This window comes from Streptomyces sp. NBC_01304, assembly GCF_035975855.1.
Lineage (GTDB): Bacteria > Actinomycetota > Actinomycetes > Streptomycetales > Streptomycetaceae > Streptomyces.
The window spans coordinates 3,095,370-3,120,981 of sequence record NZ_CP109055.1 but is presented as its reverse complement, the minus strand read 5'-3'; the positions used below and the strand labels follow the sequence as shown (position 1 = coordinate 3,120,981).

The window sequence follows — 25,612 nt, the reverse complement described above, 5'->3', positions numbered from 1 at the left end:
GGCTCAGCATGTGGAGCGGTAGGAGGCGTCGGGCAGGTAGCGGCGCCACTCCGCCGGCGAAAGGCCGCCCTTGGTGCGTCGGCAGAGGGTGCGGATGGCATGGGTGGGGGTCGTCGTGTAGGTCCGTACGGGGCTGCGACGGCCCACCGCGCGCAGGGCCCCGCCGTCGGGGGTGAAGGCCAGCGCGAGGATCGGGTCGCCGGGTGCGGTGGGCAAGGGGCCGCCCAGGGCCTGGTTGGAAGTCGTGTCCCACAGCCGTGTGGTGCCCTTGTCTCCCGCTGTGGCGAGTGTCTTGCCGTCCCGGGTGAAGGCGAGAGCGGTCACCGCTTCCGGGTCGGCCCCTTGCGCGACGCCGTCGGTGGCGGGCAGCTGGCCCAGTCGGTGCCGGGCCTGCCCGTCCCAGAGGGTCACCCGGCCCGTCCCGTCTCCTGCGGCGAGCAGGCGGCCATCGGGGCTGAACGCCGCGACCGTGGTCTCCTCGCCGGTGAGGGGGCGGCGGGCGATCCGGCGTGCGCGCGGGTCGGTGAGCCGGCCGGTGGTGATCATGCCGGTATCGACGACGAGTGAGCGCCCGTCGGGATGTGCTGCCAGCAAGGGTCCCTCGACTCCCTTGACGGACCGGACGGTGCGGCGCCGGGTGTCCCAGACCGTGATGCCCTCGACGTTGTCGACATCGGCGAACAAGTATCTGCCGTTCGCGCTGTAGAGAACGTCGTGCACTCCCCATCCACCCTTCGGCTGAAGGGAGTCGGGCATCCGGATGCGCCTGTGCGCGAGCGTGTCCCACAGGTACAGAGGTGCGTTGCCGCCGGACTCCGCGCTGTAGACGACGTGACGTCCGTCGGGCCGCAGGGCGAGCAGCGGAGAAGTGCCGCAGCTCCCGAAATCGTCGCGCGGCGGAGTGCAGGGGGCGGGGCGCGGCAGGGGCGATGTCTTGCCCGCGCGGGTGCGGAACACTTCGAAACGCTCTCCCTCTGCGGTCTTTCGGACCGTGGCCAGTCGGCTTCCGTCCCGGTCGAACTCCGCGGCCGTCAGCGCCTCGTGGGCCGGCCGGTGCATGAGACGGTCGAGGGAGACGGTGCGGACCGCGCCGCCGCCCAGGTAGCGGATCACCTGGTGATCGGTGTCTATCCGGAGGCTCGTCACGTCCTCGTCGGGGATCGGGTAGCGCAGTGCCGGCGATGCGGTCCGGCCGGTGTGCCACACCAGGATTTCGTCCTCGTCCCGGGCGGCCATCAGCTTGCCGTCCCGGCTCAGTTCCACCCCCTTCAGGCCGGCGTGCTCGATCCGCCAGAGGATGCGGCCCGAGGCGAGGCTGCGCATCTCGGCCCTGCCTGCCGCGGTCACGGTCAGCAGGCTCCGCCCGGCGGCGCCGAAATGCATCGAGTCCGGCTCGCAGCGCATCGGTCGCCGTGCGCGGGCGAAGGGCACCGGCACCCTTCTGTTCTTGGCCACGTCCCACACCCACAGGTGCGACTGCCCGGCACAGGCGGCCAGATAGCGGTCGTCCGCGCTCACCGCCGTCGCGGTGGATGCCGCCCCGTGGTCGGGCACGGCGGGCTCGAAGAGCGGACGTCGACGCCGCAGGTCCCACAGCGCGACGTCGTTGGTCATGCTCAGCATCGTCCGCCCGCTGTCGCCGAACTTCGGCGCCCGGTCGATGGCCGAGGCATGAAAGTCGGCCGGACCCTCGCCACGCGCGGCAGCGGGAGTCGACGCCTGGGACGGAAAGCCTCGTTGTGACGGCAGCTCACGGCGTGTACGAACGTCCCAGCGGCGTACGCGGTTCTCGCCGGCGTGGAGCAGTGTGTGCCCGTCACCGCTGAGTACCGACTCCGTGGGATTCACGCCGGCAGGCAGCAGCATGGCATCCCGCTCGCTCTGCGACAGGGCCGCGAGCACCGCGCCGCGCGTCTCGGGGGTGTCGGCCAGTCGCCATGCGGCAATGCTCAGGCGCATGGCGCGCACGGGGTCCGTGGTGCGGAGGTTCGCGGCGACCGACGCGATGCGGCGGGCCGCGGCCTGGGTGCGCTGTCGGTCGCTGCTGCGGTTCTGCTGCCAGGCCACCACCCCTGCCATCAGGGCGAGTACGCACACCGTGGCGAGCGCGACGGTGAACTGCCGCGACCGGAGCGCGGCGCGCACCGCGCGTCTGCGTTCCGCTTCCCGGGCGGCGGTGCCGGCGTCGAGGAAGGCCGCCTCCAGCGGGGTCAGCGCGGCGTGCTCTGTTGCGGCGAAGGTCTCCTCGGCCCGCACCAGGCGGGTGCCGCGGTAGAGCGCTCCCGGGTCGCGGTCGAGTTCGTCCCAGGCGGTGGCGTCATGCGTCAACTGACGGTGTACGCGCAGGCGTTCGCGGTCCTCCTCGATCCAGCCGTGCAGCCGCGGCCAGGCGGTGAGCAGTGCTTCGTGGGCGAGGAGGACCTGCCCGTCGTCGACGGTGAGCAGGCGGGCGTGCGCGAGGCGGTCGAGGACCGCGTCGCTGTCGGCGCCGGTGGTGGGGCGGTCGCCGGTCGCGAACTCGGGCCGGGGCGTGGGGCGGTGGGTGTCCTGAGTGCCGTTGCCCGGGGCGACCAGGCGCAGCAGGATGCGCCGGGCGACGGTGGCCTGGGCGGGGGTCAGCCGGTGGTACGCGTCCTCGGCGGTGCGGGCGATGGCGCCGCGCAGGCCACCGGCGGCTTCGTACGCCTGGACGGTCAGGGTCCGTCCGCGGCGGCGGCGCCAGGTCTCCATCAGGGCGTGGGACATCAGCGGCAGCGCGCCGGGTTCGTCCCCGACCTCCTCGATGATGCGGGCGGTCAGGTCCCGTTCGACGATCAGGCCCCCTGCGGCGGCCGGTTGGACGATCGCGGCTCGCAGCTGGTCGTTGCTCATGGGTCCGGCCAGGAGTGTGGCGTCCTTGAGGGCGGCGGCCTGCGCTCCGTCCTCGGCGCAGCGGGCGAAGAAGTCGGCGCGTACGGCAAGGATCACGCGCAGTCGGCTGTCGTCTTCGAGGGCGGCAAGGAGGCGCGCCACGAACGCGGCCCGTTCCGCTTCGTCGGCGCAGAGGGTGAACAGCTCCTCGTACTGGTCCACTAGGACCCAGGTATCGCCCTTGCCGGGGGCCGGTTCCAGGCGTGCGGCCTGCGCCATCGGGTGCTGCCCCGGGGTGAGGATCCGCACCGCGGCCGGCGCCTCGCCCGTGTTCTCGCCCGGGTCGCGCAGACGGGGTATGAGACCGGCGCGCAGCAGTGAGGACTTGCCGCTGCCCGAGGCACCCACCAGCGCGCTGACGCGATGCCGGCGGGCCATTTCCTCGAGCTCGACCGCCAACTGTTCGCGGCCGAAGAACAGTTGGGCGTCATCCGGTTCGAAGCGGGCAAGGCCGCGGTAGGGCGGGTCGGCGTCCTCCTGCTCCGGGCGCGGCTCTCGCAGCAGCTCCTCGGTGACCTGTTCCCAGCGCTGCTGCCAGTCCGCCGTGTCGCCGTCGCAGGCGCGTACGTACGCCAGGAGCACCGGCAGTGTCGGCAGGCGTTCGCCCGCCGCGGCCTGGGACAGCGTGGCGGCCGAGTAGCCGGCGCGGCGGGCCATCGTCCGGTAGGCGGGCGAGTCCGCCTCGTCGCGCAACTTGCGTAACTCGTGGGCGAATCGCTGTACCGGACCATCCTGTGGATCGATCGGATTCTCCGGACGCCCCACTGGTCTCTCCTTTCCCGCGTTCCCCGAAGCACCTATGCAAGCACTGCACCCCTAAGGAGTGGATCAAGGGGCACGGCATTCCGGAGGACCGCAACGGCCGGGAGCCGCCGACGAGTTGGGTGCCAGAAGAATTGATTGGTGCAGGCCGGGTGGGCTGCCAAACAACTCCGCGGCCGGTGAACTCGATCTCGTCGGGCCGCACTGGCCCCGGGCTTCTCGCCGGGGTGTCGGGCGGTTCGCGCTGTCACACCGATCACAGGAACCAACCGAACGGAACTCTCAGAATGCGCATACGCACCATCACCACCGTGGGCGCCATCGCGACCGCGCTCATGCTCGGAGCGGCCCTGCCGGCGGTCGCCGACGCCGATCAGTCGGCCACGCCCACCACGTCCGACTCCACCACTGTCGACCGCGAGGCCCGTGCCGGGGGCGTCTGGATCTACCAGGCGGCGAACTACAAGCAGGGCAAGAAGAAGTTCACCCGCGACGACATGAAGTTCAGCAACAACAAGTACCACAACGGCAAGAACCTGCATGACAGCGCCAGTTCGGCCAAGAACACGTCCCGCAAGAAGGTCCGCATCTATTCGGACACGTTCCACCAGGGCCGTGACTCCCTGCTGAAGCCGGGCAAGAAGTACCCCCACCTGAGGGACCTCAACGTCGGCAACGACGCCGCCGACAGCATCGACTTCCTCTAGGGAGACCCCGTGACCGCGCCCCTGCGCCCGATCGCCGCAGCTCTGCTCCTGACCCTTGCGGCCACCGGCTGCGCAGCGGGCGCGGCCACGCCCACCCCCGAGAAGAAGCCGACCGCGCCCGCGGTGAGCGAGCAAGCCGCGGAACTCGCCCTGCCCTTCGACGCGTACAAGCTCGACGATGCCTCCACGCTCACCGTCGAGGCGGCCCAGGACGTGCTGCTGCGCGACTGCATGCAACGCCGGGGCATGCGGTGGACGCTGCTGCCCCGCACCGAGGACCAGGGCCTCGACCCGCCCAACCGCCGCCGCTACGGCGTCATCGAGGCCGAGGTCGCCCGCGGGTTCGGCTACCACCCGCCGCCCGAGCCGGTCGGGGAGGCGCGGCACGCGGCCCTGCGAGACCGGCGTGACAACGGCCTGTCGGACGACGATTTCCGGGCCGCGTACGGGAAGGACGGTCTGGGCGGCTGTTGGAAGCGGGCCGGTGCCGCACTGCAGCAGGGCATTCCCGACGGCGACGACTCGCGGTTCGACGACCTGGACGAGAAGGCGTACACAGCCTCCCAGCGCGACGCCGAGGTCATCCGGGCCGTACGTACCTGGCGCGGATGCATGAAGGACGCCGGATTCCACTACGACCACCCGCTCAAGCCTGCCCGCGACCCCCGCTGGCGCAAGGCCGATCGGCCGTCCCCCCGCGAAATCGCGACGGCCGCGAAGGACGTGCGCTGCAAACAGCGGAGCCGGCTCGTGACGGTCTGGTCGGCGGCGGAAACACGGCTGCAGCAAGCCGCGATCCGTCGGCACCCCGCGTACTTCCAGGAGCGGAAGTCGTCCCAGGACCGGCTCCTCGCCGCCGCGCGCAAGACCCTCCGGGAGCGGTGATGCTCAGCCGGTGCTCAGCCGGTGCTCAGCCGGTGCTCAGCCGGTGATCAACGCGGGATCGCTGACCCCCGCCCGCCCGTTCTCCACCCGCCCCGCCAGGCGGCGCAGATAGGCCGGATCGGCGTCGGAGGTGACGGAGAGGTCGTACCAGCGCTTGCCGGCGCGCAGGTCCACGGTGTGCTCGACGGTGGCGCCCGGCTTGACCTTGAAGGTCTCCTCCGTGTCCCCGTAGGCGTTGGAGACGGTGAGGTGCACGTCCGCCGAACCGGCGTTGGTGAGGGTCAGTTCGAGGTTGCCGGTCGTCGCGTCGTGGCGGGCGGTGACCTCGGGGCCCGCGGTCTTGGCGGGGCCCCGGAAGACGCGCAGGAAGCCGCCCGGTCCGTACGCCGACAGGTCGTAAGTGTCGTCGGAGTAGGCCGAGTTCCAGGTGTCGGAGATCTTCTTGCCTGCCTCCGTGGTGTACGTCCACGGACCGTCGGTGCGATTGGCCGCACGGACGTGGAAGCAGGCGCCGGCCTTCTCGCCGCCGCTGAAGGTGAGTTCGAGCAGGCCCGTCGACGGGGTCACGGCGGCGTCGACGCGAGGTGCGTAGGGGAGCGGACGTGTGGGGCGGGAGCCCTTCTCCTGCTTCGGCAGTGCCGGGTCGGCAGGGGCGCGGGGGACGTAGTCGGGGTGCCGCTCGCGGTCCGGGGGCCGGTAGCCGTCGGTGTCCGGGAGCCTCGCCGGGTCGGTGTCCCTGCCGCTGAAGTCGAACGCCGAGGTGAGGTCGCCGCAGACCGCGCGCCGCCACGGCGAGATGTTGGGCTCCTCGACGCCGAAGCGCCGCTCCATGAACCGGATGATCGAAGTGTGGTCGAAGACCTGGGAGTTCACGAAGCCACCGGTCGACCAGGGCGAGACCACGATCATCGGGACGCGCTGCCCGAGGCCGTACACGCCCTCGTCGTAGGCGGCGTCCCCGGGGAAGTAATCGAGGGTCGTGTCGACGGTGGACCTGCCCCGGGAGGCGTCCTTCGGCACGTACGGCGGGACCATGTGGTCGAAGTAGCCGTCGTTCTCGTCGTACGTGATGAACAGCGCGGTCTTCGCCCACACCTCGGGGTTCGAGGTCAGCGCGTCCAGGACCTGCGCGATGTACCAAGCCCCGTAGTTCACCGGCCAGTTGGGGTGCTCGCAGAATGCCTCGGGCGCCGCTATCCAGGAGACCTGCGGGAGCTTGTCGGCCTTGACGTCTGCCTTGAGCACGTCGAAGTAGCCGTCGCCCGCCTTGGCGTCGGTGCCGGTGCGGGCCTTGTCGTAGAGCGGGTCACCGGGCTTCGCGTTGCGGTACTGGTGGAAGTAGAGGAGCGAGTTGTTGCCGTAGTTGCTGCGGTACGCGTCGTCGATCCAGCCCCACTTGCCCTCCTCGCTCATCCCGTCGCCGATGTCCTGGTAGACCTTCCAGGAGATCCCGGCCCGCTCCAGGCGCTCGGGATACGTCGTCCAGCCGTAGCCCGCCTCCTGGTTGCCGAGGACCGGGCCGCCACCCTTGCCGTCGTTGCCGACGTGGCCGGTGAACATGTAGTAGCGGTTGGGGTCGGTGGCGCCCATGAATGAGCAGTGGTAGGCGTCGCAGATCGTGAACGCGTCGGCCAGGGCGTAGTGGAACGGTATGTCCGCGCGCGTGAGATGGGCCATCGTGCCGAGGCCCTTGGCCGGGATCCAGTTGTCGTACGCACCGTCGTTGAAGGCACTGTGGCCGCCCGCCCAGTCGTGGTCGAGGCCCGCGATGAACTGCATGCCCAGGTCCTCGGCGTCCGGGTGGAAGGGCAGGACCTCCGTGCCGTCGTCGCCCGCCTGGTGCCAGACCGGCTTGCCGCCGGGCAGAGTGACCGGGCGGGGGTCGCCGAAGCCGCGTACGCCCTTCATCGTGCCGAAGTAGTGGTCGAAGGACCGGTTCTCCTGCATGAGCACGACGACGTGCTCGACGTCCTCGATCGAACCGGAGCGGCGGTTCGGCGGGATGGACTTGGCCCGGTCGATGCTGCCGGCCAGCACCGCGGCCCCGGCGGCCGCACCCGCGGCTCCCGCGGTGACGCCCGCGATCTGGAGGAAGCGGCGGCGGTTGAGTTCAGGCATGGGTGTTCCGGCTTCGTGGGGGGTGGGGTGCGGTGAAGCGTGGGGGCGGGGTGTGGGGAAGTGGATCGAGTGAAGTGTGTCAAGCGATGTCCTGACCAGGGCAAGGGGGGCTGCTCCGACGCGCTCGGGCCCGGCCCGCGCCGGCAGGCTGAGCAGGCTCAGCGGTCGAGCGCCGGCACCCGTCTCCATCGCGTCTCGCGCATGATGCGCTCCACGGTCGCCTCCAGGCTGCTGGCGGCATCGATGACGGACTCGATCCCCCCGGGCAGGAAGTCCCGCTCCCGGTACCACTCACGCAGATGCTCGTCGGTGACCTGCGCGAGGTAGTCCGGGTCGGCCTTCGTCGCATGGCGCGCCAGCGTCTCCTGGAGCGGCACGTCGAGGTAGTAGCAGCGTGTGGTGCCCCGGTGGTCGCGTACGAGGTCGTCCAGCATGCTGCCGTACCGGTCGGCGGACAGGATTCCCTCGACGACCGTGTGGAACCCGGAGTCCAACGCGTACCGGGCGGTCATGCCGATCAAACCGATGTTGGCCGCGCCGGGCCGGTCGTGCTCGCCCAGCACGATGCGCCGCAGGTTGTCCTGGCCGACCACGGCCAGCTTGCCGTCGAACCGCTCGCGCAGACCGGCCGCGACGGACGACTTGCCCGAGGCGCTGTTGCCGCGCAGGACGATCAGCCGGGTCTCTTCAGTTCCCACGGTTCCCACCATCACGGCGGGCACACTACCGGCGACCTCTGACACCACGGTCCCGTACCGGGGCCCGTCAGGCCCGGAAGAAAGTCCCTCGCCACAGGGGGCGAACCCGGCGATACTCGGACGCGTGTTCCTGGCGATCAGCCCGTGCCGAGCAGGGCGCGGGATGAGCCGGCGACGACCCTGAGACGCCCGCGACGACGAACCTCGTGGGCGCGAACGACGAGAGCAGCAGACGTGTTCCTGACGATCAGCACCACCGGCACCGATGAAAAACCCGCGACCGACCTCGGATACCTGCTGCACAAGCATCCCGACAAATCGCAGGCGTTCTCCACCTCGCACGGCCGCGCGCACGTCCTCTACCCCGAGGCGTCCGCGGAGCGCTGCACGGCCGCGCTGCTGCTCGAGGTGGATCCGGTGGCGCTGGTCCGGCGCGGCAAGGGCAAGGGCCGCGGCGGGGCGCCCGACGCGGCGCTCGCGCAGTATGTGAACGACCGGCCGTATGCCGCGTCCTCGCTGCTCGCGGTCGCGCTGAGCACGGTGTTCAAGAGCGCCCTGCGCGGCGACTGCGCGGCCCGCCCCGAGCTGGTCGGGCAGGCCCTGCCGCTCCGCATCGAGGTGCCCGCGCTGCCCGCGCGCGGCGGGGCCGAGCTGGTGGTGAAGCTCTTCGAGCCGCTCGGCTGGGTGGTCACGGCCGAACCGATCGCGCTGGACGAGCAGTTCCCGGACTGGGGCGACTCGCGCTACGTACGCCTCGTACTCGAAGGGGAATTGACGCTCGCCGAGGCACTGCGGCACCTGTATGTGCTGCTTCCGGTGCTCGACGACGCCAAGCACTACTGGGTCGCACCGGACGAGGTCGACAAGCTGCTGCGCGTCGGCGAGGGCTGGCTCGCGGAGCACCCCGAGCAGAAGCTGATCACCAGCCGCTATCTCGCGCGGCGCTGGTCGCTGACCCGGGATGCTGAGGAGCGCCTGGAGCTGGTGCGGCTCGCGGAGGCGGACGACGTCGAGGTCGAGGCGATCGACAACGCGGTGGACGAGGAGACGGACAGCGAAGAGAAGCCCGTGCCGCTCGTCGTCCAGCGGCGGGAGGCGATCGTGGAGGCGCTGCGCGCCGCGAACGCGAGCAGGGTGCTCGATCTCGGCTGTGGCCAGGGCCAGTTGGTGCAGGCGCTGCACAAGGACGTGCGGTTCACCGAGATCGTGGGTGTGGACGTGTCGATGCGGGCGCTGGCCGTCGCGTCGCGCCGGCTCAAGCTGGAGCGGATGGGGGAGCGCCAGGCGGACCGCGTCAAGCTCTTCCAGGGCTCGCTCGCCTACACCGACAAGCGGCTCAAGGGGTACGACGCGGCCGTGCTCAGCGAGGTCATCGAGCACCTCGACCTGCCGCGGCTGCCCGCCCTGGAGTACGCGGTGTTCGGGTCCGCGCGGCCCGCGACCGTGCTCGTGACCACGCCGAACGTCGAGTACAACGTGCGCTGGGAGTCCCTGCCTGCCGGGCACGTCCGGCACGGCGACCACCGCTTCGAGTGGACGCGGGCCGAGTTCCGCGCCTGGGCGGCGAAGGTCGCCGAACGGCACGGCTACGGCGTGGAGTTCACGCCCGTCGGACCGGACGACCCCGAGGTCGGCCCGCCCACGCAGATGGCCGTCTTCACGATCAAGGCCACCGACGAGACCAAGACCGACGTGACCAAGACCGACGACACCAAGAAGGAGGCGACGGCAGCATGACCGAGACCCCCAGCACCGAGGGCACCCCCAGCACCCAGCGCGTCCTGCCCGTCACCGACCTCTCCCTCGTGGTCCTGGTCGGCGCCACCGGCTCCGGCAAGTCCACCTTCGCCCGCAAGCACTTCAAGCCCACCGAGGTCATCTCCAGCGACTTCTGCCGGGGCCTGGTCGCCGACGACGAGAACGACCAGGGCGCCAGCCGCGACGCCTTCGACGTCCTGCACTACATCGCGGGCAAGCGCCTCGCCGCAGGCCGGCGCACCGTGGTCGACGCGACCAGCGTCCAGTCCGACAGCCGCAAGCAGCTGATCGAGCTGGCCCGCAAGTACGACGTGCTGCCCATCGCGATCGTCCTCGACGTGCCCGAGGAGGTCTGCGCCGCACGCAACGCCGCACGCGCCGACCGGGCCGGCATCCCGCGCCGCGTCATCCAGCGCCACCAGCGCGAACTGCGCCGCTCCCTGCGGCACTTGGAGCGCGAGGGCTTCCGCAAGGTGCACGTCCTGCGCGGCGTCGAGGAGGTCGAAGCCGCCGAGATCAGCACGGAGAAGCGCTACAACGACCTCTCGCACCTCACCGGCCCCTTCGACATCATCGGCGACATCCACGGCTGCCGCTCCGAGCTGGACACCCTGCTCGGCAAGCTCGGCTATGTGGACGGCGCACACCCCGAGGGCCGCACGGCTGTGTTCGTCGGCGACCTCGTCGACCGCGGCCCGGACAGCCCCGGCGTGCTGCGCCGCGTCATGGCGATGGTGAAGTCCGGGAACGCGCTGTGCGTCCCCGGCAACCACGAGAACAAGTTCGGCCGCTACCTCAAGGGCCGCAACGTCCAGCACACCCACGGCCTCACCGAGACCATCGAGCAGATGGCGGCGGAGAGCGACGAATTCCGCACCGAGGTAAGGGAGTTCATCGACGGCCTGGTCAGCCACTACGTCCTCGACGAGGGCAAGCTCGTCGTCTGCCACGCGGGCCTGCCCGAGAAGTACCACGGCCGTACGTCGGGCCGGGTGCGCTCGCACGCCCTGTACGGGGACACCACGGGGGAGACCGACGAGTTCGGGCTGCCCGTGCGCTACCCGTGGGCCGAGGAGTACCGGGGCCGCGCCGCCGTGGTGTACGGACACACACCCGTGCCGACCGCGTCGTGGCTGAACAACACCATCTGCCTCGACACCGGTGTGGTCTTCGGCGGCAAGATGAGCGCGCTGCGCTGGCCGGAGCGCGAACTCGTCGACGTACCGGCCGAAAAGGTCTGGTACGAACCCGCCAAGCCCCTCAACTCCGAGGCGCCCGGCGGTCACGACGGACGCCCGCTGGACCTCGCGGACGTGCACGGACGCCGGGTGGTCGAGACCAGGCACGCGGGCCGGGTCGCGGTGCGCGAGGAGAACGCGGCGGCGGCGCTCGAAGTCATGAGCCGCTTCGCGGTCGACCCGCGCCTGGTGCCGTACCTGCCGCCGACCATGGCGCCCACCGCGACGTCGCAGGTCGAGGGCTACTTGGAGCACCCGGCGGAGGCGTTCGCGCAGTATGCGTCGGACGGTGTGGAGCGCGTCGTGTGCGAGGAGAAGCACATGGGCTCGCGCGCGGTCGTCCTGCTCTGCAAGGACGCGGACGCCGCGCGGGAACGCTTCGGCGTGGACGGGCCGACGGGCTCGGTCCACACCCGTACCGGACGCCCCTTCTTCAGCGACGAATCCGTCACGGAGGAGGTCCTCGGCCGCCTCCGGACGGCAGTCACCGAAGCCGGACTCTGGTCGGACCTCGAGACCGACTGGCTGCTCCTGGACGGCGAGTTGCTGCCCTGGTCGCTCAAGGCGTCTGGCCTGCTGCGCACGCAGTACGCGGCCGTGGGCGCGGCCTCCGGTGCCGTGTTCCCCGGCGCCCTGGCCGCGCTCGAAGCGGCGAAGGCGCGGGGCGTCGACACCGGCGAGCTGCTGACCCGTCAGCAGGAGCGGGCGGCGGACGCAGCCGCGTTCACGGACGCGTACCGGCGCTACTGCTGGACCACGGACGGCCTGGAGGGAGTGCGCCTCGCGCCCTTCCAGATCCTCGCCGTCCAGGGCCGCAGCCTCGCGGGCCTGCCGCACGACGAGCAGCTGACCCTGCTCGACCGCGTGGTCGAGCACGACAGCACCGGTCTCCTTCAGACGACCCGACGGCTGTACGTCGACACCGCCGACCCCGCGTCGGTGCAGGCGGGCGTCGCCTGGTGGCTGGAGATGACGGGCCGCGGCGGCGAGGGCATGGTCGTGAAGCCGTTGCAGGCGGTGGTGCGCGGCAAGAAGGGCCTCGTACAGCCCGGCATCAAGTGCCGGGGCCGCGAGTACCTGCGCATCATCTACGGCCCGGAGTACACCCGCCCCGACAACCTGCAGCGCCTGCGCGGCCGCTTCCTCGGCCACAAGCGCTCGCTCGCCCTGCGCGAGTACGCGCTCGGCCTGGAGGCCCTCGACCGCCTGGCGGAGGGGGAGCCGCTGTGGCGGGTGCACGAGGCGGTGTTCGCGGTGCTTGCGCTGGAGTCGGAGCCGGTGGACCCGCGCCTCTAGACGCCGGGCCTTTGGTGCTCCGGGGCGCCGAGGCGCACGAAAGGTGAGCAGCACGCGCGTAGGCCGCCCGGCCGGGGAAGGATGGTTCCCATGGGATTCCATGTCGACTCCGAGACCGGGCGGCTGCGCCGCGTCATCCTGCACCGTCCCGATCTGGAGCTGAAGCGGCTCACCCCCAGCAACAAGGACGCCCTGCTCTTCGACGACGTGCTGTGGGTGCGCCGGGCCCGCCAGGAGCACGACGGGTTCGCGGACGTGCTGCGCGACCGCGGTGTCGAGGTGCACCTCTTCGGTGACCTCCTCGCCGAGGCCCTTGCCATCGAGGCCGCCAAGTCGCTCGTCCTGGACCGGGTCTTCGACGAGAAGGAGTACGGCCCGCTCGCCACCGCCCCGCTGCGCGGCGCGTTCGAGACCATGCCGGCGGCCGAGCTCGCCGAGGCGCTGGTCGGCGGGATGACCAAGCGGGAATTCCTGGAGCGCCACCCCGAGCCGACCTCCGTGCGCTTTCACGCGATGGATCTGGACGACTTCCTGCTCGGGCCGCTGCCCAACCACCTCTTCACCCGGGACACCTCGGCCTGGATCTACGACGGCGTCTCCATCAACGCGATGCGCTGGCCCGCCCGGCAGCGCGAGACCGTGCACTTCGAGGCGATCTACAAGCACCACCCGCTGTTCACCGGCCCGGACGCGGGCCCCTTCCACCACTGGTCGGAGGGGCAGAGCGACTATCCCTCGACGATCGAGGGCGGCGACGTGCTGGTCATCGGCCGGGGCGCGGTGCTGATCGGGATGAGCGAGCGCACCACCCCGCAGGCCGTCGAGATGCTCGCGCACAAGCTGTTCGCGGCGGGCAGCGCGCGCACCATCGTGGCGCTGGACATGCCGAAGCGGCGGGCGTTCATGCATCTGGACACCGTGATGACGATGGTCGACAGCGATACGTTCACGCAGTACGCGGGGCTCGGGATGCTGCGCTCGTACACCATCGAACCGGGCGTCAGCGAGCGGGAGTTGAAGGTCACCGACCATCCGCCCGAGCACATGCACCGCGCGATCGCGGCGGCCCTCGGCCTGAGCGAGATCCGGGTCCTCACCGCCACCCAGGACGTGCACGCGGCCGAGCGCGAGCAGTGGGACGACGGCTGCAACGTCCTCGCGGTAGAGCCCGGCGTCGTCGTCGCGTACGAGCGGAACTCGACCACCAATACCCATCTGCGCAAGCAGGGCATCGAGGTGATCGAGATCCGGGGAAGCGAGCTGGGGCGGGGCCGGGGCGGGCCGCGTTGCATGAGCTGTCCCGTGGAGCGTGACGCTGTATAGAAATGTTGCACGTCGTATAGACTTCCAGTCATACGTTGTCGACCCCGACCCAGGAGCACCTCATGGCCCCCGACCTCACCGGCCGCCACTTCCTCAAGGAGCTGGACTTCACCGCCGAGGAGTTCCGCGGCCTGGTCGAGCTCGCGGCCGAGCTGAAGGCGGCCAAGAAGGCGGGCACCGAAGAGCGCCGCCTGGTGGGCAAGAACATCGCGTTGATCTTCGAGAAGTCCTCGACGCGCACCCGGTGCTCCTTCGAGGTGGCCGCCGCCGACCAGGGCGCCTCCACGACGTACATCGACCCGGCCGGCTCGCACATAGGCAAGAAGGAGTCGCCGAAGGACACCGCGCGGGTGCTCGGGCGGATGTTTGACGCGATCGAGTTCCGCGGCGACGCCCAGGAGACCGTGGAGACGCTGGCCGCCCACGCCGGCGTGCCCGTCTACAACGGCCTGACCGACGACTGGCACCCCACCCAGATGCTCGCCGACGTGCTCACCATGACCGAGCACAGCAGCAAGCCGCTGGAGGAGATGGCCTTCGCCTACCTGGGCGACGCCCGCTTCAACATGGGCAACTCCTACCTGATCACCGGCGCCCTGCTGGGCATGGACGTACGGATCGCGGCACCCGAGGCGTACTGGCCCGCGGACCAGATCGTCGCCAGGGCGCGCGAGCTCGCCGAGGCGAGCGGTGCCCGGATCACGCTCACCGAGTCCGTCGAGGAGGGCGTCCGCGGCGCCGACTTCGTGGTCACCGACGTCTGGGTGTCCATGGGTGAGCCCAAGGAGGTCTGGGCCGAGCGCATCAAGGCCCTCGTGCCGTACGCGGTGACGATGGACGTGCTGCGCGCCACCGGCAATCCGGACGTGAAGTTCCTGCACTGCCTGCCGGCCTTCCACGACCTGGGCACGCGGGTCGGCCGGGAGATCCACGAGACCTACGGCCTGGAGTCCCTCGAGGTCACCGACGAGGTCTTCGAGTCCGAGCACTCCGTCGTGTTCGACGAGGCGGAGAACCGGATGCACACCATCAAGGCGATCATGGTGGCGACACTCGCCTGACCCACCGGGCAGGCACAACCGTACGAACCTGCCCAAACTGAACGCATGTCCCCGCCGTCAGCCCCCTCCGGGCTCCGCATCAAGTCGCCCGAGGCCCTCGTCGCCGAGTCGGGCGGTGACTCGGAGGGGCACGGCCTGCAGCGCACCATGGGCCTGTTCCAGCTGGTCTGCTTCGGCGTCGGCGCGATCGTCGGCACCGGCATCTTCGTCGGCCTCTCCGACACGGTCGCCGAGGCCGGGCCCGCCGTCATCGTCTCGTTCGTCCTGGCGGCGATCACCTGCATCTTCACCGCCTTCTCCTTCGCCGAGCTGGGCAGCGCGATCCCGGTCTCCGGATCCTCGTACTCCTTCGCCTACGCCACCCTCGGCGAGCGCGTGGCCTTCCTCGTCGGCTGGTGTCTGCTCCTGGAGTACGGCATCTCCGTCTCGGCGGTGGCCGTCGGCTGGGGCCAGTATCTGAACGAGCTCCTGGACAGCCTCTTCGGCTGGACCCTGCCCGCCGCGATCTCCAGCCCGCCCGGCGAGGGCGGCGTCGTCAACATCCCCGCGGTCACGGTGATGCTGCTCGCGGCGCTGCTCCTGGTCCGCGGCATCCGGGAGAGCGCGCGGGCCACCGCCGCGATGGCCGTCCTGAAGATCGGCATCCTGATCCTGTTCTGCGCGATCGCGTTCAGCGCCTTCAAGTCGGGCAACCTCGCGGACTTCGCGCCGTACGGGATCTCCGGCATCACCTCGGGCGCCTCGCTCGCCTTCTTCTCCTTCATCGGCTTCGACGCGATCACCACGGCCGGCGAGGAAGTGAAGAACCCGCACAAGAACATCCCCGTCGCGATCATGATCTGCATCGGCGTGGTGACGCTCCTGTACTGCCTGGTCGCGGTCGCCGCGATCGGCGCGCTCTCCGCCGGGGAGGTCGCCAACAAGCCTGCCGCGCTCTCCCTCATCGTCAACCAGGTCACCGACTCCACGGTCGGCGGCGGCATCATCGCCTTCGGCGCGGTCGTCGCCATCGCCTCGGTCGTGCTCGCCGTGATGTACGGGCAGAGCAGGATCCTGATGTCGATGGCCCGGGACGGGCTCATCCCGCGGATCTTCGAGCGGATCTCCCCGCGTACGTCGACGCCGGTCGCCAACACCTGGATCATGGCGGTCGTCTTCGCGATCCCGGCGGCCGTGGTGCCCCTGGACGTGGTGATCAACCTGACCACCATCGGCACCCTGGCCATCATGATCGCGGTGAACATCGCGGTGATCGCGCTGCGTCGTCAGCGGCCCGAACTGCCGCGCCGCTTCCGGGTTCCGCTGTACCCGGTGAGCCCGGTCCTCGGCGTGGCCTTCTGCCTGTATCTGATCTGGGGGACCGGCTGGGAGACCTGGGTGCAGTTCGCGGTGTTCCTGGTGGTGGGGGCGCTGGTGTACACGTACTACAGCAGCCGCCACTCACGGCTCGCGACCGGGAAGGTCAGGCCGTAGCGGGGCGTGCCGGCAGCGTGATCAGGCCGTAGCGGGGGTGCCGACAGCGTGATCAGGCCGTCGCGGGGGTGCCGACAGCGTGATCAGGCCGTCGCGGGACGTGCCGGCAGTGTGAACCACACCGCCTTGCCGGACCCGGTCAGCCGATGCCCGCAAGCCTGGCTCAGGGTGCGGATGAGGAGCAGCCCGCGCCCGTGCTCCTGCCAGGGATCCGGCTCGTCGGCGGGTCCCGGCGGGGACAGATCGCCAGGCGGTTCCGGGTCGCGGTCGTGCACCTCGACCTGACAGCCGCCCGGCAGCAGCTCCACGACCAGCTCGATCGGCTCGTCGCCCGAGGTGTGCTCCACGGCATTGGCCACCAGCTCGGCGGTGAGCAGCTCCGCCGTGTCGCAGTCCGCGGACACCTCGAACTCCGTGATCTCCGCGAGCGCCGTACGGATCAGCGCGCGAGCCACGGGTACCGCCGCGAGGGTGTGCGGAAGCGCGATACGCCAGGAGGCGGGTGATGCGTGCGGTTCGTGCAAGGCATGTCCGTTCGGATGCGGGCTGTCCTGCTTTCAACCTTACGAAGCCTCCGGCGCTCTGAGTAGGGGAGGGGGCCCCGGCCTGGTGGGACGTACACCACACAGGTAGGGACCATTGGCGGTACGCCGATGCCGTCCAGCCAGTGTGGGACTTGGCTTATTGCGTACTCGTGACGACAGTCATGGAAGGGTGATAGCTTCGAAGAGCCCGTCCGAAGGAGGCCGCATGAGCCCGTTCACCGGTTCCACGCCCCGCACCCGCGACTGGCAGCACCTGAGGGTGGTGACCGACGAGGCCGGGGTCGCCACGGTGACGCTGGCCCGCCCCGAGAAGCTGAACGCGCTGACCTTCGGCGCCTACGCCGACCTGCGCGATCTCCTCGCCGAACTGTCCCGCGAGAAGACGGTCCGGGCCCTGGTCCTGGCCGGCGAGGGGCGCGGCTTCTGCTCGGGCGGAGACGTCGACGAGATCATCGGGGCGACCCTCGGCATGGACACCTCGCAGCTGCTCGACTTCAACCGGATGACGGGGCAGGTGGTCCGGGCCGTCCGGGAGTGCCCCTTCCCGGTGATCGCGGCCGTGCACGGGGTCGCCGCGGGTGCGGGTGCGGTGCTCGCCCTGGCCGCCGACTTCCGGATCGCCGACCCCTCCGCGCGCTTCGCCTTCCTCTTCACGAAGGTCGGCCTCTCCGGCGGCGACATGGGCGCGGCCTATCTGCTGCCCCGCGTCGTCGGCCTCGGCCACGCCACCCGCCTCCTCATGCTCGGCGACCCGGTGCGCGCCCCCGAGGCCGAACGGATCGGCCTGATCAGCGAGTTGACCGAGGAGGGCCAGGTCGACGCCCGCGCCGCCGAGCTCGCCCAACGCCTCGCCGAGGGCCCCGCGCTCGCCTACGCACAGACCAAGGCGCTGCTCACCGCCGAGCTCGACATGCCGCTCGCAGCCGCCGTCGAGATGGACGCGGCGACCCAGGCCCTGCTCATGAACGGCGAGGACTACGCGGAATTCCACGCCGCCTTCACCGCGAAGCGGCCGCCGAAGTGGCAGGGCCGATGAGCACGCCCGGTCCGGCGTCCGGGCCGAATTCAGCCCCTCCGGCGTCCGGGCCGAATTCAGCCCCTCCGGCGTTTGAGGAGCGGGGGTCTGGGGGCTGGCCCCCAGCAACGGCGAGAAGCCAAACGGGGATGGGGCCCGGGGCGAAGCCCCGAGACGACAACACACCCCGACCCGCACCCCTGCGGATAGCAGTAGTCGGCGGCGGCCCCGGAGGGCTCTACGCCGCAGCCCTGCTCAAGCGCCTCGACCCGGCGCGCGAGATCACCGTCTGGGAGCGCAACGCACCGGACGACACCTTCGGCTTCGGCGTCGTCCTCTCCGACGAGACCCTGGGCGGCATCGAGCACGCCGACCCGGTCGTCTATGCCGCGCTGCAGGCCGAGTTCGTGCGCTGGGACGACATCGACATCGTGCACCGGGGCACCCGCCACACCTCCGGCGGCCACGGCTTCGCCGCGCTCGGCCGCCGCCGGCTCCTGCAGATCCTGCACGAGCGCTGCCGGGACCTCGGCATCGAGCTCCGCTTCAGCACCGAAGCACCCACGGCCGAGGCACTGTCGTCGACGTACGACCTGGTCATCGCGGCGGACGGCGTGCACAGCGGCACCCGCGAGGGCCGCCGCGAAGCGTTCGGTCCGCACATCGAGGAACACCGCTGCCGCTACATCTGGCTGGCCGCCGACTTCGCCTTCGACGCGTTCCGCTTCGAGATCGCGGAGACCGAGCACGGCGTGATGCAGCTGCACGGCTACCCGTACTCGGACAGCGAATCCACCGTCATCGTCGAGATGCGCGAAGAGGTCTGGAAGGCCGCCGGCTTCGACGGGCTCGACGAGCGCGAGTCGGTCGAGCGGTGCGCCAAGCTGTTCTCCGACGCCCTCGGCGGACGGCCGCTGCGCTCCAACAACTCCTCCTGGATCACCTTCCGCACCGTCGTCAACGACCGCTGGTCGCACGGCAATACGGTGCTGCTCGGCGACGCCGCGCACACCGCGCACTTCTCCATCGGCTCCGGCACCAAGCTCGCCGTCGAGGACGCCCTCGCGCTCGCCGCGTGCATCGAGGAACAGCCCACGTTGCAGGAGGCGTTGGCGGCGTACGAGACCGAGCGGCGCCCCGTCGTCGAGTCCACGCAGCGCGCCGCCCGCGCCAGCCTGCAGTGGTTCGAGGAGCTGGAGCTGTACGCGGACCAGCCGGCGCGGCAGTTCGCGTTCAACCTGCTCACCCGCAGCCGCCGCGTCACCCACGACAACCTCCGGCTGCGCGACGCACACTTCACCGAGGCCGTCGAGCGCGAATTCGGCTGCCCGCCGGGCACCCCGCCGATGTTCACGCCGCTCAGGCTGCGCGAGCTGGAGCTGCGCAACCGCGTGGTCGTCTCGCCGATGGACATGTACGTCGCCACGGACGGCGTACCGGGCGACTTCCACCTCGTCCACCTGGGCGCACGGGCGCTCGGCGGCGCCGGTCTGGTGATGACCGAGATGGTGTGCGTCAGCGCCGAGGGCCGGATCACGCCGGGCTGCGCCGGTCTGTGGAACGCGGAGCAGGCCGCGGCGTGGGGGCGCATCACATCGTTCGTACGCACCCAGGCACCCGGCACCGCGATCGGCGTGCAGCTCGGGCACTCCGGCCGCAAGGGCTCGACCAAGCTGATGTGGGAAGGCATCGACGAGCCGCTGGAGGCGGGCAACTGGCCCCTGTCCGCGGCGTCGCCGCTCCCCTACAAGCCGGGCAGCCAGACCCCGCACGAGCTGTCGCGGGCCGGACTCACCGAGATCCGCGAGGAGTTCGCGGCGGCCGCCTGGCGGGCGGCGCGCTGCGACTTCGACCTGCTCGAACTGCACTGCGCGCACGGCTACTTGCTGTCCGGGTTCCTGTCCCCGCTGACCAATCGACGCACCGACGCGTACGGCGGATCCCTGGCCAAGCGCCTGCGCTTCCCGCTCGAAGTCTTCGACGCGGTACGGGCGATCTGGCCCGCCGAGCGGCCCATGACGGTGCGGATCTCCGCCACCGACTGGGCCGAGGGCGGCACCACGGCCGAGGACGCGGTGGAGATCGCACGGGCCTTCGTCGCGCACGGCGCCGACGCGATCGACGTGTCGACCGGGCAGGTCGTGGCCGAGGAGCGACCCGCGTACGGCCGCTCGTACCAGACGCCGTACGCCGACCGGATCCGCAACGAGCTCTCCGTTCCGGTGATCGCGGTGGGCGCCATCTCGTCCTGGGACGACGTCAACTCGCTGATCCTGGCCGGGCGTACCGACCTGTGCGCGCTGGCCCGCCCGCACCTGTACGACCCGCACTGGACGCTGCACGCGGCGGCCGAGCAGGGCTACAGCGGGCCGGGGGCGAGCTGGCCGGAGCCCTACCGGGCGGGCAGCCGGCGCCCGCAGACCGGGCGCACGGACGGGCCGAAACCGCGGCTCAAGCTGGGCTGAAGCCGCGGCTCACGCTGGGTTGATCCGAGCTATTGCCGTTCCGGGGACGGGCCGGAAAGCGTGAGCCGGACCAGCGGTGAACTGCCGGACACGGAAGGGCAGTCGGTGCACGCGCGCGAGGCGAAGACGCAGCCCGAGCAGTCCGGCATGCCCACGAGCTCCCGCTCGATGCGGCCCTTGCGGACCCAGTAGTCCGCCATCGCGCGCGCCTCGTCGAGCGTGACGCCGAGGCGGCGCGCGACCACGGCCAGGCCCATGCCCGGCGCCGCCTGCTCGAACTCGCGCAGGAAGTCCCGCAGCCCGGCGCTCACCAGAACACCTTCAGCAGCTGGAACACCCCGACCGCGAGCAGCCACGCCACCGCCAGCTGCACCCCGAGCCCGATCAGCGTCAGCCGCGTCCCGATCTCCGCGCGCTGGGCGGCGAGGGTCGCCATGCACGGCGTATAGGCGAGGATGAAGACGAGGAAGGCCATGGCCGCCGCGTCCGCGTGCCCGCCCGAGGCGTGCTCGAAGGTCGCGTGCAACTGCTCGTTGAGCGCCTGCCCGCCCACCGCGTCCTCATCGGCCCCATAGGTCTGCGCGACCGTCGACACGACGCCCTCCTTGGCCACGAACCCGGTCGCGAGCGCCGCCGAGGCATGCCAGTCGCCGAACCCGGCCGGCCCCATGGCCGGTGCGATCGCCTCGGTGACGGTGCCGAACACGCTCTGCTGCACCGGCACTTCACCGAACGCGGCGGAGCTCCCGGCGGGAATCGCCATCAGGAGCCACACCGCCGCGACCGTCGCCACGATGATCCCGCCCGCCGTCTTCAGGAACGCGGCAAGCCGCTGCCACACCTGGGTGCCGGTCACCCGCGGCGTCGGAAGGCGGTACGGCGGCAGCTCCAGGACCAGCGGTTCCGGCTTCATGTCCTTGAAGAGCAGCGGCCGCAGGAGCAGGCCCATCGCCACGACGAGGAGCACCGACATCACGTACAGCAGGAAGATCACGGTGCCGGTGTTCGAGCCGAAGAACACCGACGCGATCATCGCGAAGACCGTGAGGCGCGCGGTGCAGCTCATGTACGGGATCAGCAGCCCGACCAGGAGACGGTGCGAGCGCTGCTTGAGGATCCGGGTGCCCGCGAGCGCCGGCACATTGCAGCCGAAGCCCACGATGAGCGGCAGGAACGCCCGCCCCGGCAGCCTGAGCGCCCGCATCGCCCGGTCCGCGACGAACGCCGCCCGCGCGAAGTACCCGGAGTCCTCAAGGAGCGAGAGCAGCAGGAACATGATGGCCATCAGCGGTACGAAGGTCAGCAGCTGCCCCACACCGTTGATCACCCCGTCCACCAGGAGCCCCGACAGCCAGCCCGGCGCGTGCACCGCGTCGAGCAGGGCGGAGGCCCGCCCGCTGACCGGCCCGGAGACCAGGTCGCCGAGCCCGTCCTGCAGCGGCTTCGCCAGCGCCGTGGTGGCCTCGAACACGCCCCACATCACCGCGAGGAAGAACGGAATCCCGAACCAGCGCGAGAGCAGCACCCGGTCCGCCCGGTCGCTCGCCGTGGGCTTGGGCGTGCCGGGGCGGCGTACTGCCTTCTCGATGACGCGGTGGGCCCAGGCGTAGCGGGCCTCGGCGATCAGCAACTCGGCGTCGGCGTCGGCCTGTTCGAGGCTCCGGGCGACCCGTGCCGCCTCAGCGGCCAGGGCGGCGGGGGCGCCGGGCACGGGCTCGCCGCACAGGAGGGCGAGGGCGAGCCAGGCGGGCGCGGGGGAGTGCTCCGCCGCGGCGGCCACCAGCGGATCGAGTGCGGCGGCCAGTTCGGAGCCCTGGTACCAGGCGGGTGGAGCCGCATCCGGACGACCGGTCGCCGGCCCCCGCTCGACCGCCTCGGCAAGCGCCTCAAGTCCCTTGCCGGTGCGCCCCGTCACGGCCACCACCGGCACCCCGAGCGCCCGCTCCAGCACCACCGGGTCCGGGGCCGAGCCCCGCTTGGCGGCGATGTCCGTCATGGTCAGCATGACCACCAGCGCAATGCCGGTGTCCAGGACCTGGGAGAGCAGATACAGATTGCGCGCCGGATTCGCCGCGTCCAGGGCGAAGACCACCAGGTCGGGCCGGTCGCCGAGGGGCGCGGTCAGCAGGTCGCGGACGAGCTCCTCGTCGGGGGACTCGGGCAGCAGGCTGTACGTTCCCGGCAGATCGGCGACGCTGAGGCGCGCGCCGTCCGGGGTGCGCCACTGGCCCTGGGCGACCTGCACGGTCTTGCCCGGCCAGTTGCCGACGTGCTGGTGGGCGCCGGTGAGGGCGTTGAAGACGGTCGACTTGCCGACATTGGGGTTGCCGACGAGCGCGACCAGCGCGGTGTCCGCCGGGGTGAGGGTCGCCGTGCCACCGTCGTGGCAGGAGCCCGCCATCACAGGTGTCGCAGCCGGGACGCCGTACGCGAGTCGAGCGCGACCCGCGCGTCGCCGATGCCGACGAGCAGTCCACCGGTCGCGCCCCGCGCGATCACCGTGACCTCGGCGCCGGGCACGAAGCCGAATTCGAGGAGTCTGCGCGCGCCGCTGCTCTGCTCGATCCCCGCCATGCGGACGGTGGTTCCCGGAGGGCAGTCAAGCAGGGACGGCACGATGCGCACCTCTTCCGTGGGGACATCTCGGATTAGGTAAGCCTAACTTCGCGAAATGCCCCAAAGCGGAGTCGAAAGTAATGCGCGTAGGGACTTATGGCCGGGACCCTGCCTAGTCCCTTCGGACAGTGCCGCGTTCGGTTCAGGCGGTGCCGCGTCCGACTCGGGCGGTGCCGCGCTCCGCGAACTCCGCCCCGGCGTCCCGCAGCCGCCCGTGCAGCGCCGCGAACACCTCCGCCGAACGCCCCCCGGGCCAGTCCTCCGGCAGCAGCTCCGCGGGCAGTCCCGGATCGGTGTACGGCAGCCGCCGCCAGGTGTCCAGGGCGAGCAGATAGTCCCGGTACGCCTCCTCGGCGGGCGTCGCCGTCCGCGCCTCCCACGCGCGCAGCGCCGGCTCGTGCCGGTCCAGGAACGCCTCGTGCTCCTTGGCGATCCCCGCCAGGTCCCACCAGCGGGCCGCCGCCTGCGCGGTCGCCGCGAAGCCCAGGTGCTCGCCCCTGAACAGGTCGACGTACTCGGCGAGTTGGAGCCTTTCGAGGGTGTGCCGGGTCTCCGCGTAGTGCCGGGCCGGCGCGATCCACACCCCCGGGGCCGCCGTCCCGAACCCGAGCCGGGCGAGCCGGGAGCGCAGCACGTGCCGCTTGCTGCGCTCGGACTCCGGCACCGAGAACACCGCGATGACCCAGCCGTCCGTCGCCCGGGGCGGGGCGGGCGGATAGATGCGCCGGTCGCCGTCGTCGAGCAGCTGCCGGGCGTCCGCCGACAGCGCGTACCCGGCCGCGCCCCCGGGCGTACGTCCCGCTTCGAGCAGCCCGCGCCGCTTGAGCCGCGACACCGCCGAGCGCACCGCGGGCGCGTCCACCCCGGCGGGCGCGAGCAGCCGGATCAGCTCGGCCACCGGCACCGGGCCCGGCGAGCGCCGCCCGTACGCACCGTAGTAGGTGACGATCAGGGAGCCGGGAGTGTGCTGGTCAGTCACGCGGCAACTCTAGATCGTGCGACCTGTCGGCGATCGCCGAGGGCGCGGTGCTCACCCCGGCACCCGCAGCCGGAACCGCTGCAGCTTCCCCGTGGGCGTACGCGGCAGCGCGTCCAGGAACTCGATCACGCGCGGGCACTTGTACGGCACCAGCTCGCCCTTCACGAACTCCCGCAGCGCCCCGGCCGTCGCCTCGTCCGCGTCCGCCCCCTCGCGCAGCACCACGTACGCGGCGACGATCTGCCCCCGCAACTCGTCCGGCTGCCCCACCACCGCGGCCTCAAGCACATCGGGGTGGCGCAGCAGCGCCTCCTCGACCTGGGGTCCCGCGATGTTGTACCCGGCCGAAATGATCATGTCGTCCGCGCGGGCGACGTACCGGAAGTACCCGTCGGGCCCACGGACGTACGTGTCCCCGGTGATGTTCCAGCCGTCCCGCACGTACTCCGACTGCCGCTCGTCCGCGAGATAGCGGCAGCCCACCGGCCCGCGCACGGCGAGCAGCCCCGGCTCGCCGTCCGGCACCGGCTTGCCTGCCTCGTCGACCACGCGCGCCTGCCAGCCGGGCACCGGAATCCCGGTCGTGCCGGCCTTGATCGCGTCGTCGGCGGCGGAGATGAAGATGTGCAGCAGCTCGGTCGCGCCGATGCCGTTGATGATGCGATGCCCGGTCCGCTCGTACCAGGCCTGCCAGGTCGCGGCCGGGAGGTTCTCGCCCGCGGAGACACAGCGCCGCAGCGAGGAAATGTCGTACGCGGACGGGCTCTTCGGGTCCTTGAGCTCGTCCAGCATGGCCCGGTAGGCGGTCGGCGCCGTGAAGACGACGGAGATCTTGTGCTCCGCGATCGCGGGCAACATCACCTTGGGCCCGGCCTGTTCGAGCAGCACGGAGCTCGCGCCCGCCCGCATCGGGAACACCACGAGCCCGCCGAGCCCGAAGGTGAAGCCCAGCGGTGGACTGCCCGCGAACACGTCGTCCGGCTCGGGCTTGAGGATCTGCCGCGAGAAGGTGTCGGCGATCGCGAGGACGTCGCGGTGGAAGTGCATGCACCCCTTGGGCCGCCCGGTCGTGCCGCTGGTGAAGGCGATCAGGGCCACGTCGTCGGCCGCGGTGTCGACCGGGACGAACGCCTCGGACCCGGACCGCCGCCCGGCCCGCACCAGCAGATCGTCGGGGCCGCCCCCGCCGAACGGCGCGATCAGCAGCCCCGGCACCCGGGCCCGCACCAGGTCGTCCATGTTGCGGAAGTCGCACAGCGCATGGCTGACCTGTGCGATCTCGCACATCGTGGCGAGCTCCTGGCTGCGCTGCTGGGCCAGCACGGTGACTGCGACGGCCCCCGCCTTCAGGACGGCCAGCCAGCAGGCGGCGAGCTGGGGCGTGGTCGGCCCGCGCAGCAGCACGCGATTGCCGGGGATCACGCCCAGGTCGGCGACGAGGGAGTGCGCGATCCGGTCGACCTGCTCCTGGAGCCGCCCGTACGTCCACACCTCGCCGGAGGGCGGGCGGAAGACGGGCCGGTCCGGGCCGAGGCGTTCCACCGTGCGATCGAGCAGTTCGGCGGCGCAGTTGAGCCGCTCCGGGTACTGCAGCTCCGGCAGCTCGAAGACGAGCCGGGGCCATTGTTCGGCGGGCGGCAGATGATCCCGCGCGAAGGTGTCGGCGTGCGCGGAGTGGGTGAGCTCCATTCGGTGCGCCCCCTAGCGGGTGGTGGGGAGGCGTGGCGTCGTAGCCCAACGAGCGTATCGTGATAGTGACGACA

Annotated in this window: 18 protein-coding genes; 9 read left to right on the top strand and 9 right to left on the bottom strand. The window is 71.3% G+C overall.

What is annotated here, in order from left to right; genetic code table 11:
* Positions 1 to 3: 3 nt before the first annotated feature.
* Positions 4 to 3,675, bottom strand: a complete 3,672-nt coding sequence (locus OG430_RS13410; RefSeq protein ID WP_327352708.1) for an nSTAND1 domain-containing NTPase — start codon at positions 3,673 to 3,675, stop codon at positions 4 to 6.
* A 284-nt stretch (positions 3,676 to 3,959) separates the two neighbouring features.
* Here OG430_RS13410 and OG430_RS13405 point away from each other — a divergent pair, with 284 nt between their 5' ends.
* On the top strand, positions 3,960 to 4,379 hold the full coding sequence (locus OG430_RS13405; RefSeq protein ID WP_327352707.1) for a hypothetical protein: 420 nt from the start codon (positions 3,960 to 3,962) through the stop codon (positions 4,377 to 4,379).
* 9 nt (positions 4,380 to 4,388) lie between these two features.
* The gene (locus OG430_RS13400) at positions 4,389 to 5,264 is read left to right on the top strand and encodes a hypothetical protein (protein WP_327352706.1); all 876 of its coding nucleotides are present in this window, start codon (positions 4,389 to 4,391) and stop codon (positions 5,262 to 5,264) included.
* Between the two features lie 36 nt (positions 5,265 to 5,300).
* Here the strand turns inward: OG430_RS13400 and OG430_RS13395 are convergent, their stop codons facing one another.
* Entirely contained in the window at positions 5,301 to 7,382 is a 2,082-nt protein-coding gene (locus OG430_RS13395; RefSeq protein ID WP_327352705.1) for a phosphocholine-specific phospholipase C, read from the bottom strand.
* 158 nt (positions 7,383 to 7,540) lie between these two features.
* Positions 7,541 to 8,092 (bottom strand): AAA family ATPase, encoded by a 552-nt coding sequence (locus OG430_RS13390; protein ID WP_327359075.1) that lies wholly within the window; start codon positions 8,090 to 8,092, stop codon positions 7,541 to 7,543.
* 222 nt (positions 8,093 to 8,314) lie between these two features.
* Here OG430_RS13390 and OG430_RS13385 point away from each other — a divergent pair, with 222 nt between their 5' ends.
* The 5 genes from OG430_RS13385 (at position 8,315) to OG430_RS13365 (ending at position 16,229) form a co-directional block, all read left to right on the top strand.
* Complete coding sequence (locus OG430_RS13385) at positions 8,315 to 9,817, top strand: 3' terminal RNA ribose 2'-O-methyltransferase Hen1 (protein ID WP_327352704.1); 1,503 nt, start codon at positions 8,315 to 8,317, stop codon at positions 9,815 to 9,817.
* On the top strand, positions 9,814 to 12,372 hold the full coding sequence (locus tag OG430_RS13380; protein ID WP_327352703.1) for a polynucleotide kinase-phosphatase: 2,559 nt from the start codon (positions 9,814 to 9,816) through the stop codon (positions 12,370 to 12,372). Before OG430_RS13385 ends, OG430_RS13380 begins: the two co-directional genes overlap by 4 nt.
* 90 nt (positions 12,373 to 12,462) lie before the next feature.
* The gene (locus OG430_RS13375) at positions 12,463 to 13,695 is read left to right on the top strand and encodes an arginine deiminase (RefSeq protein WP_327352702.1); all 1,233 of its coding nucleotides are present in this window, start codon (positions 12,463 to 12,465) and stop codon (positions 13,693 to 13,695) included.
* A gap of 62 nt (positions 13,696 to 13,757) precedes the next feature.
* Positions 13,758 to 14,756 (top strand): ornithine carbamoyltransferase, encoded by a 999-nt coding sequence (argF, locus tag OG430_RS13370; RefSeq protein ID WP_327352701.1) that lies wholly within the window; start codon positions 13,758 to 13,760, stop codon positions 14,754 to 14,756.
* 45 nt (positions 14,757 to 14,801) lie between these two features.
* On the top strand, positions 14,802 to 16,229 hold the full coding sequence (locus tag OG430_RS13365) for an amino acid permease (protein ID WP_327352700.1): 1,428 nt from the start codon (positions 14,802 to 14,804) through the stop codon (positions 16,227 to 16,229).
* Between the two features lie 83 nt (positions 16,230 to 16,312).
* Here the strand turns inward: OG430_RS13365 and OG430_RS13360 are convergent, their stop codons facing one another.
* Entirely contained in the window at positions 16,313 to 16,753 is a 441-nt protein-coding gene (locus tag OG430_RS13360) for an ATP-binding protein (protein ID WP_327352699.1), read from the bottom strand.
* Positions 16,754 to 16,979: 226 nt separating this feature from the next.
* On the opposite strand from OG430_RS13360, the gene OG430_RS13355 reads away from it, so the two are divergent.
* Together OG430_RS13355 and OG430_RS13350 are read left to right on the top strand one after the other, a co-directional pair.
* Entirely contained in the window at positions 16,980 to 17,810 is an 831-nt protein-coding gene (locus tag OG430_RS13355) for an enoyl-CoA hydratase family protein (RefSeq protein ID WP_327352698.1), read from the top strand.
* 128 nt (positions 17,811 to 17,938) lie between these two features.
* The gene (locus OG430_RS13350) at positions 17,939 to 20,254 is read left to right on the top strand and encodes a bifunctional salicylyl-CoA 5-hydroxylase/oxidoreductase (protein WP_327352697.1); all 2,316 of its coding nucleotides are present in this window, start codon (positions 17,939 to 17,941) and stop codon (positions 20,252 to 20,254) included.
* Between the two features lie 29 nt (positions 20,255 to 20,283).
* Here OG430_RS13350 and OG430_RS13345 read toward each other — a convergent pair whose 3' ends face one another.
* From OG430_RS13345 to OG430_RS13325, 5 genes are all read right to left on the bottom strand, one after another.
* Positions 20,284 to 20,565, bottom strand: a complete 282-nt coding sequence (locus OG430_RS13345; RefSeq protein ID WP_327352696.1) for a FeoC-like transcriptional regulator — start codon at positions 20,563 to 20,565, stop codon at positions 20,284 to 20,286.
* Positions 20,562 to 22,655 carry a ferrous iron transport protein B gene (gene feoB, locus OG430_RS13340; protein WP_327352695.1) on the bottom strand — a complete coding sequence of 698 codons (2,094 nt, stop codon included), beginning with the start codon at positions 22,653 to 22,655 and terminating at the stop codon, positions 20,562 to 20,564. Before feoB ends, OG430_RS13345 begins: the two co-directional genes overlap by 4 nt.
* On the bottom strand, positions 22,655 to 22,870 hold the full coding sequence (locus OG430_RS13335; protein ID WP_327352694.1) for a FeoA family protein: 216 nt from the start codon (positions 22,868 to 22,870) through the stop codon (positions 22,655 to 22,657). Before OG430_RS13335 ends, feoB begins: the two co-directional genes overlap by 1 nt.
* A gap of 142 nt (positions 22,871 to 23,012) precedes the next feature.
* Entirely contained in the window at positions 23,013 to 23,849 is an 837-nt protein-coding gene (locus tag OG430_RS13330; RefSeq protein ID WP_327352693.1) for a PaaX family transcriptional regulator, read from the bottom strand.
* Positions 23,850 to 23,900: 51 nt separating this feature from the next.
* A complete protein-coding gene (locus OG430_RS13325; RefSeq protein ID WP_327352692.1) occupies positions 23,901 to 25,538 on the bottom strand; it encodes an AMP-binding protein in 1,638 nt (545 codons plus the stop codon).
* Between the last annotated feature and the right edge of the window lie 74 nt (positions 25,539 to 25,612).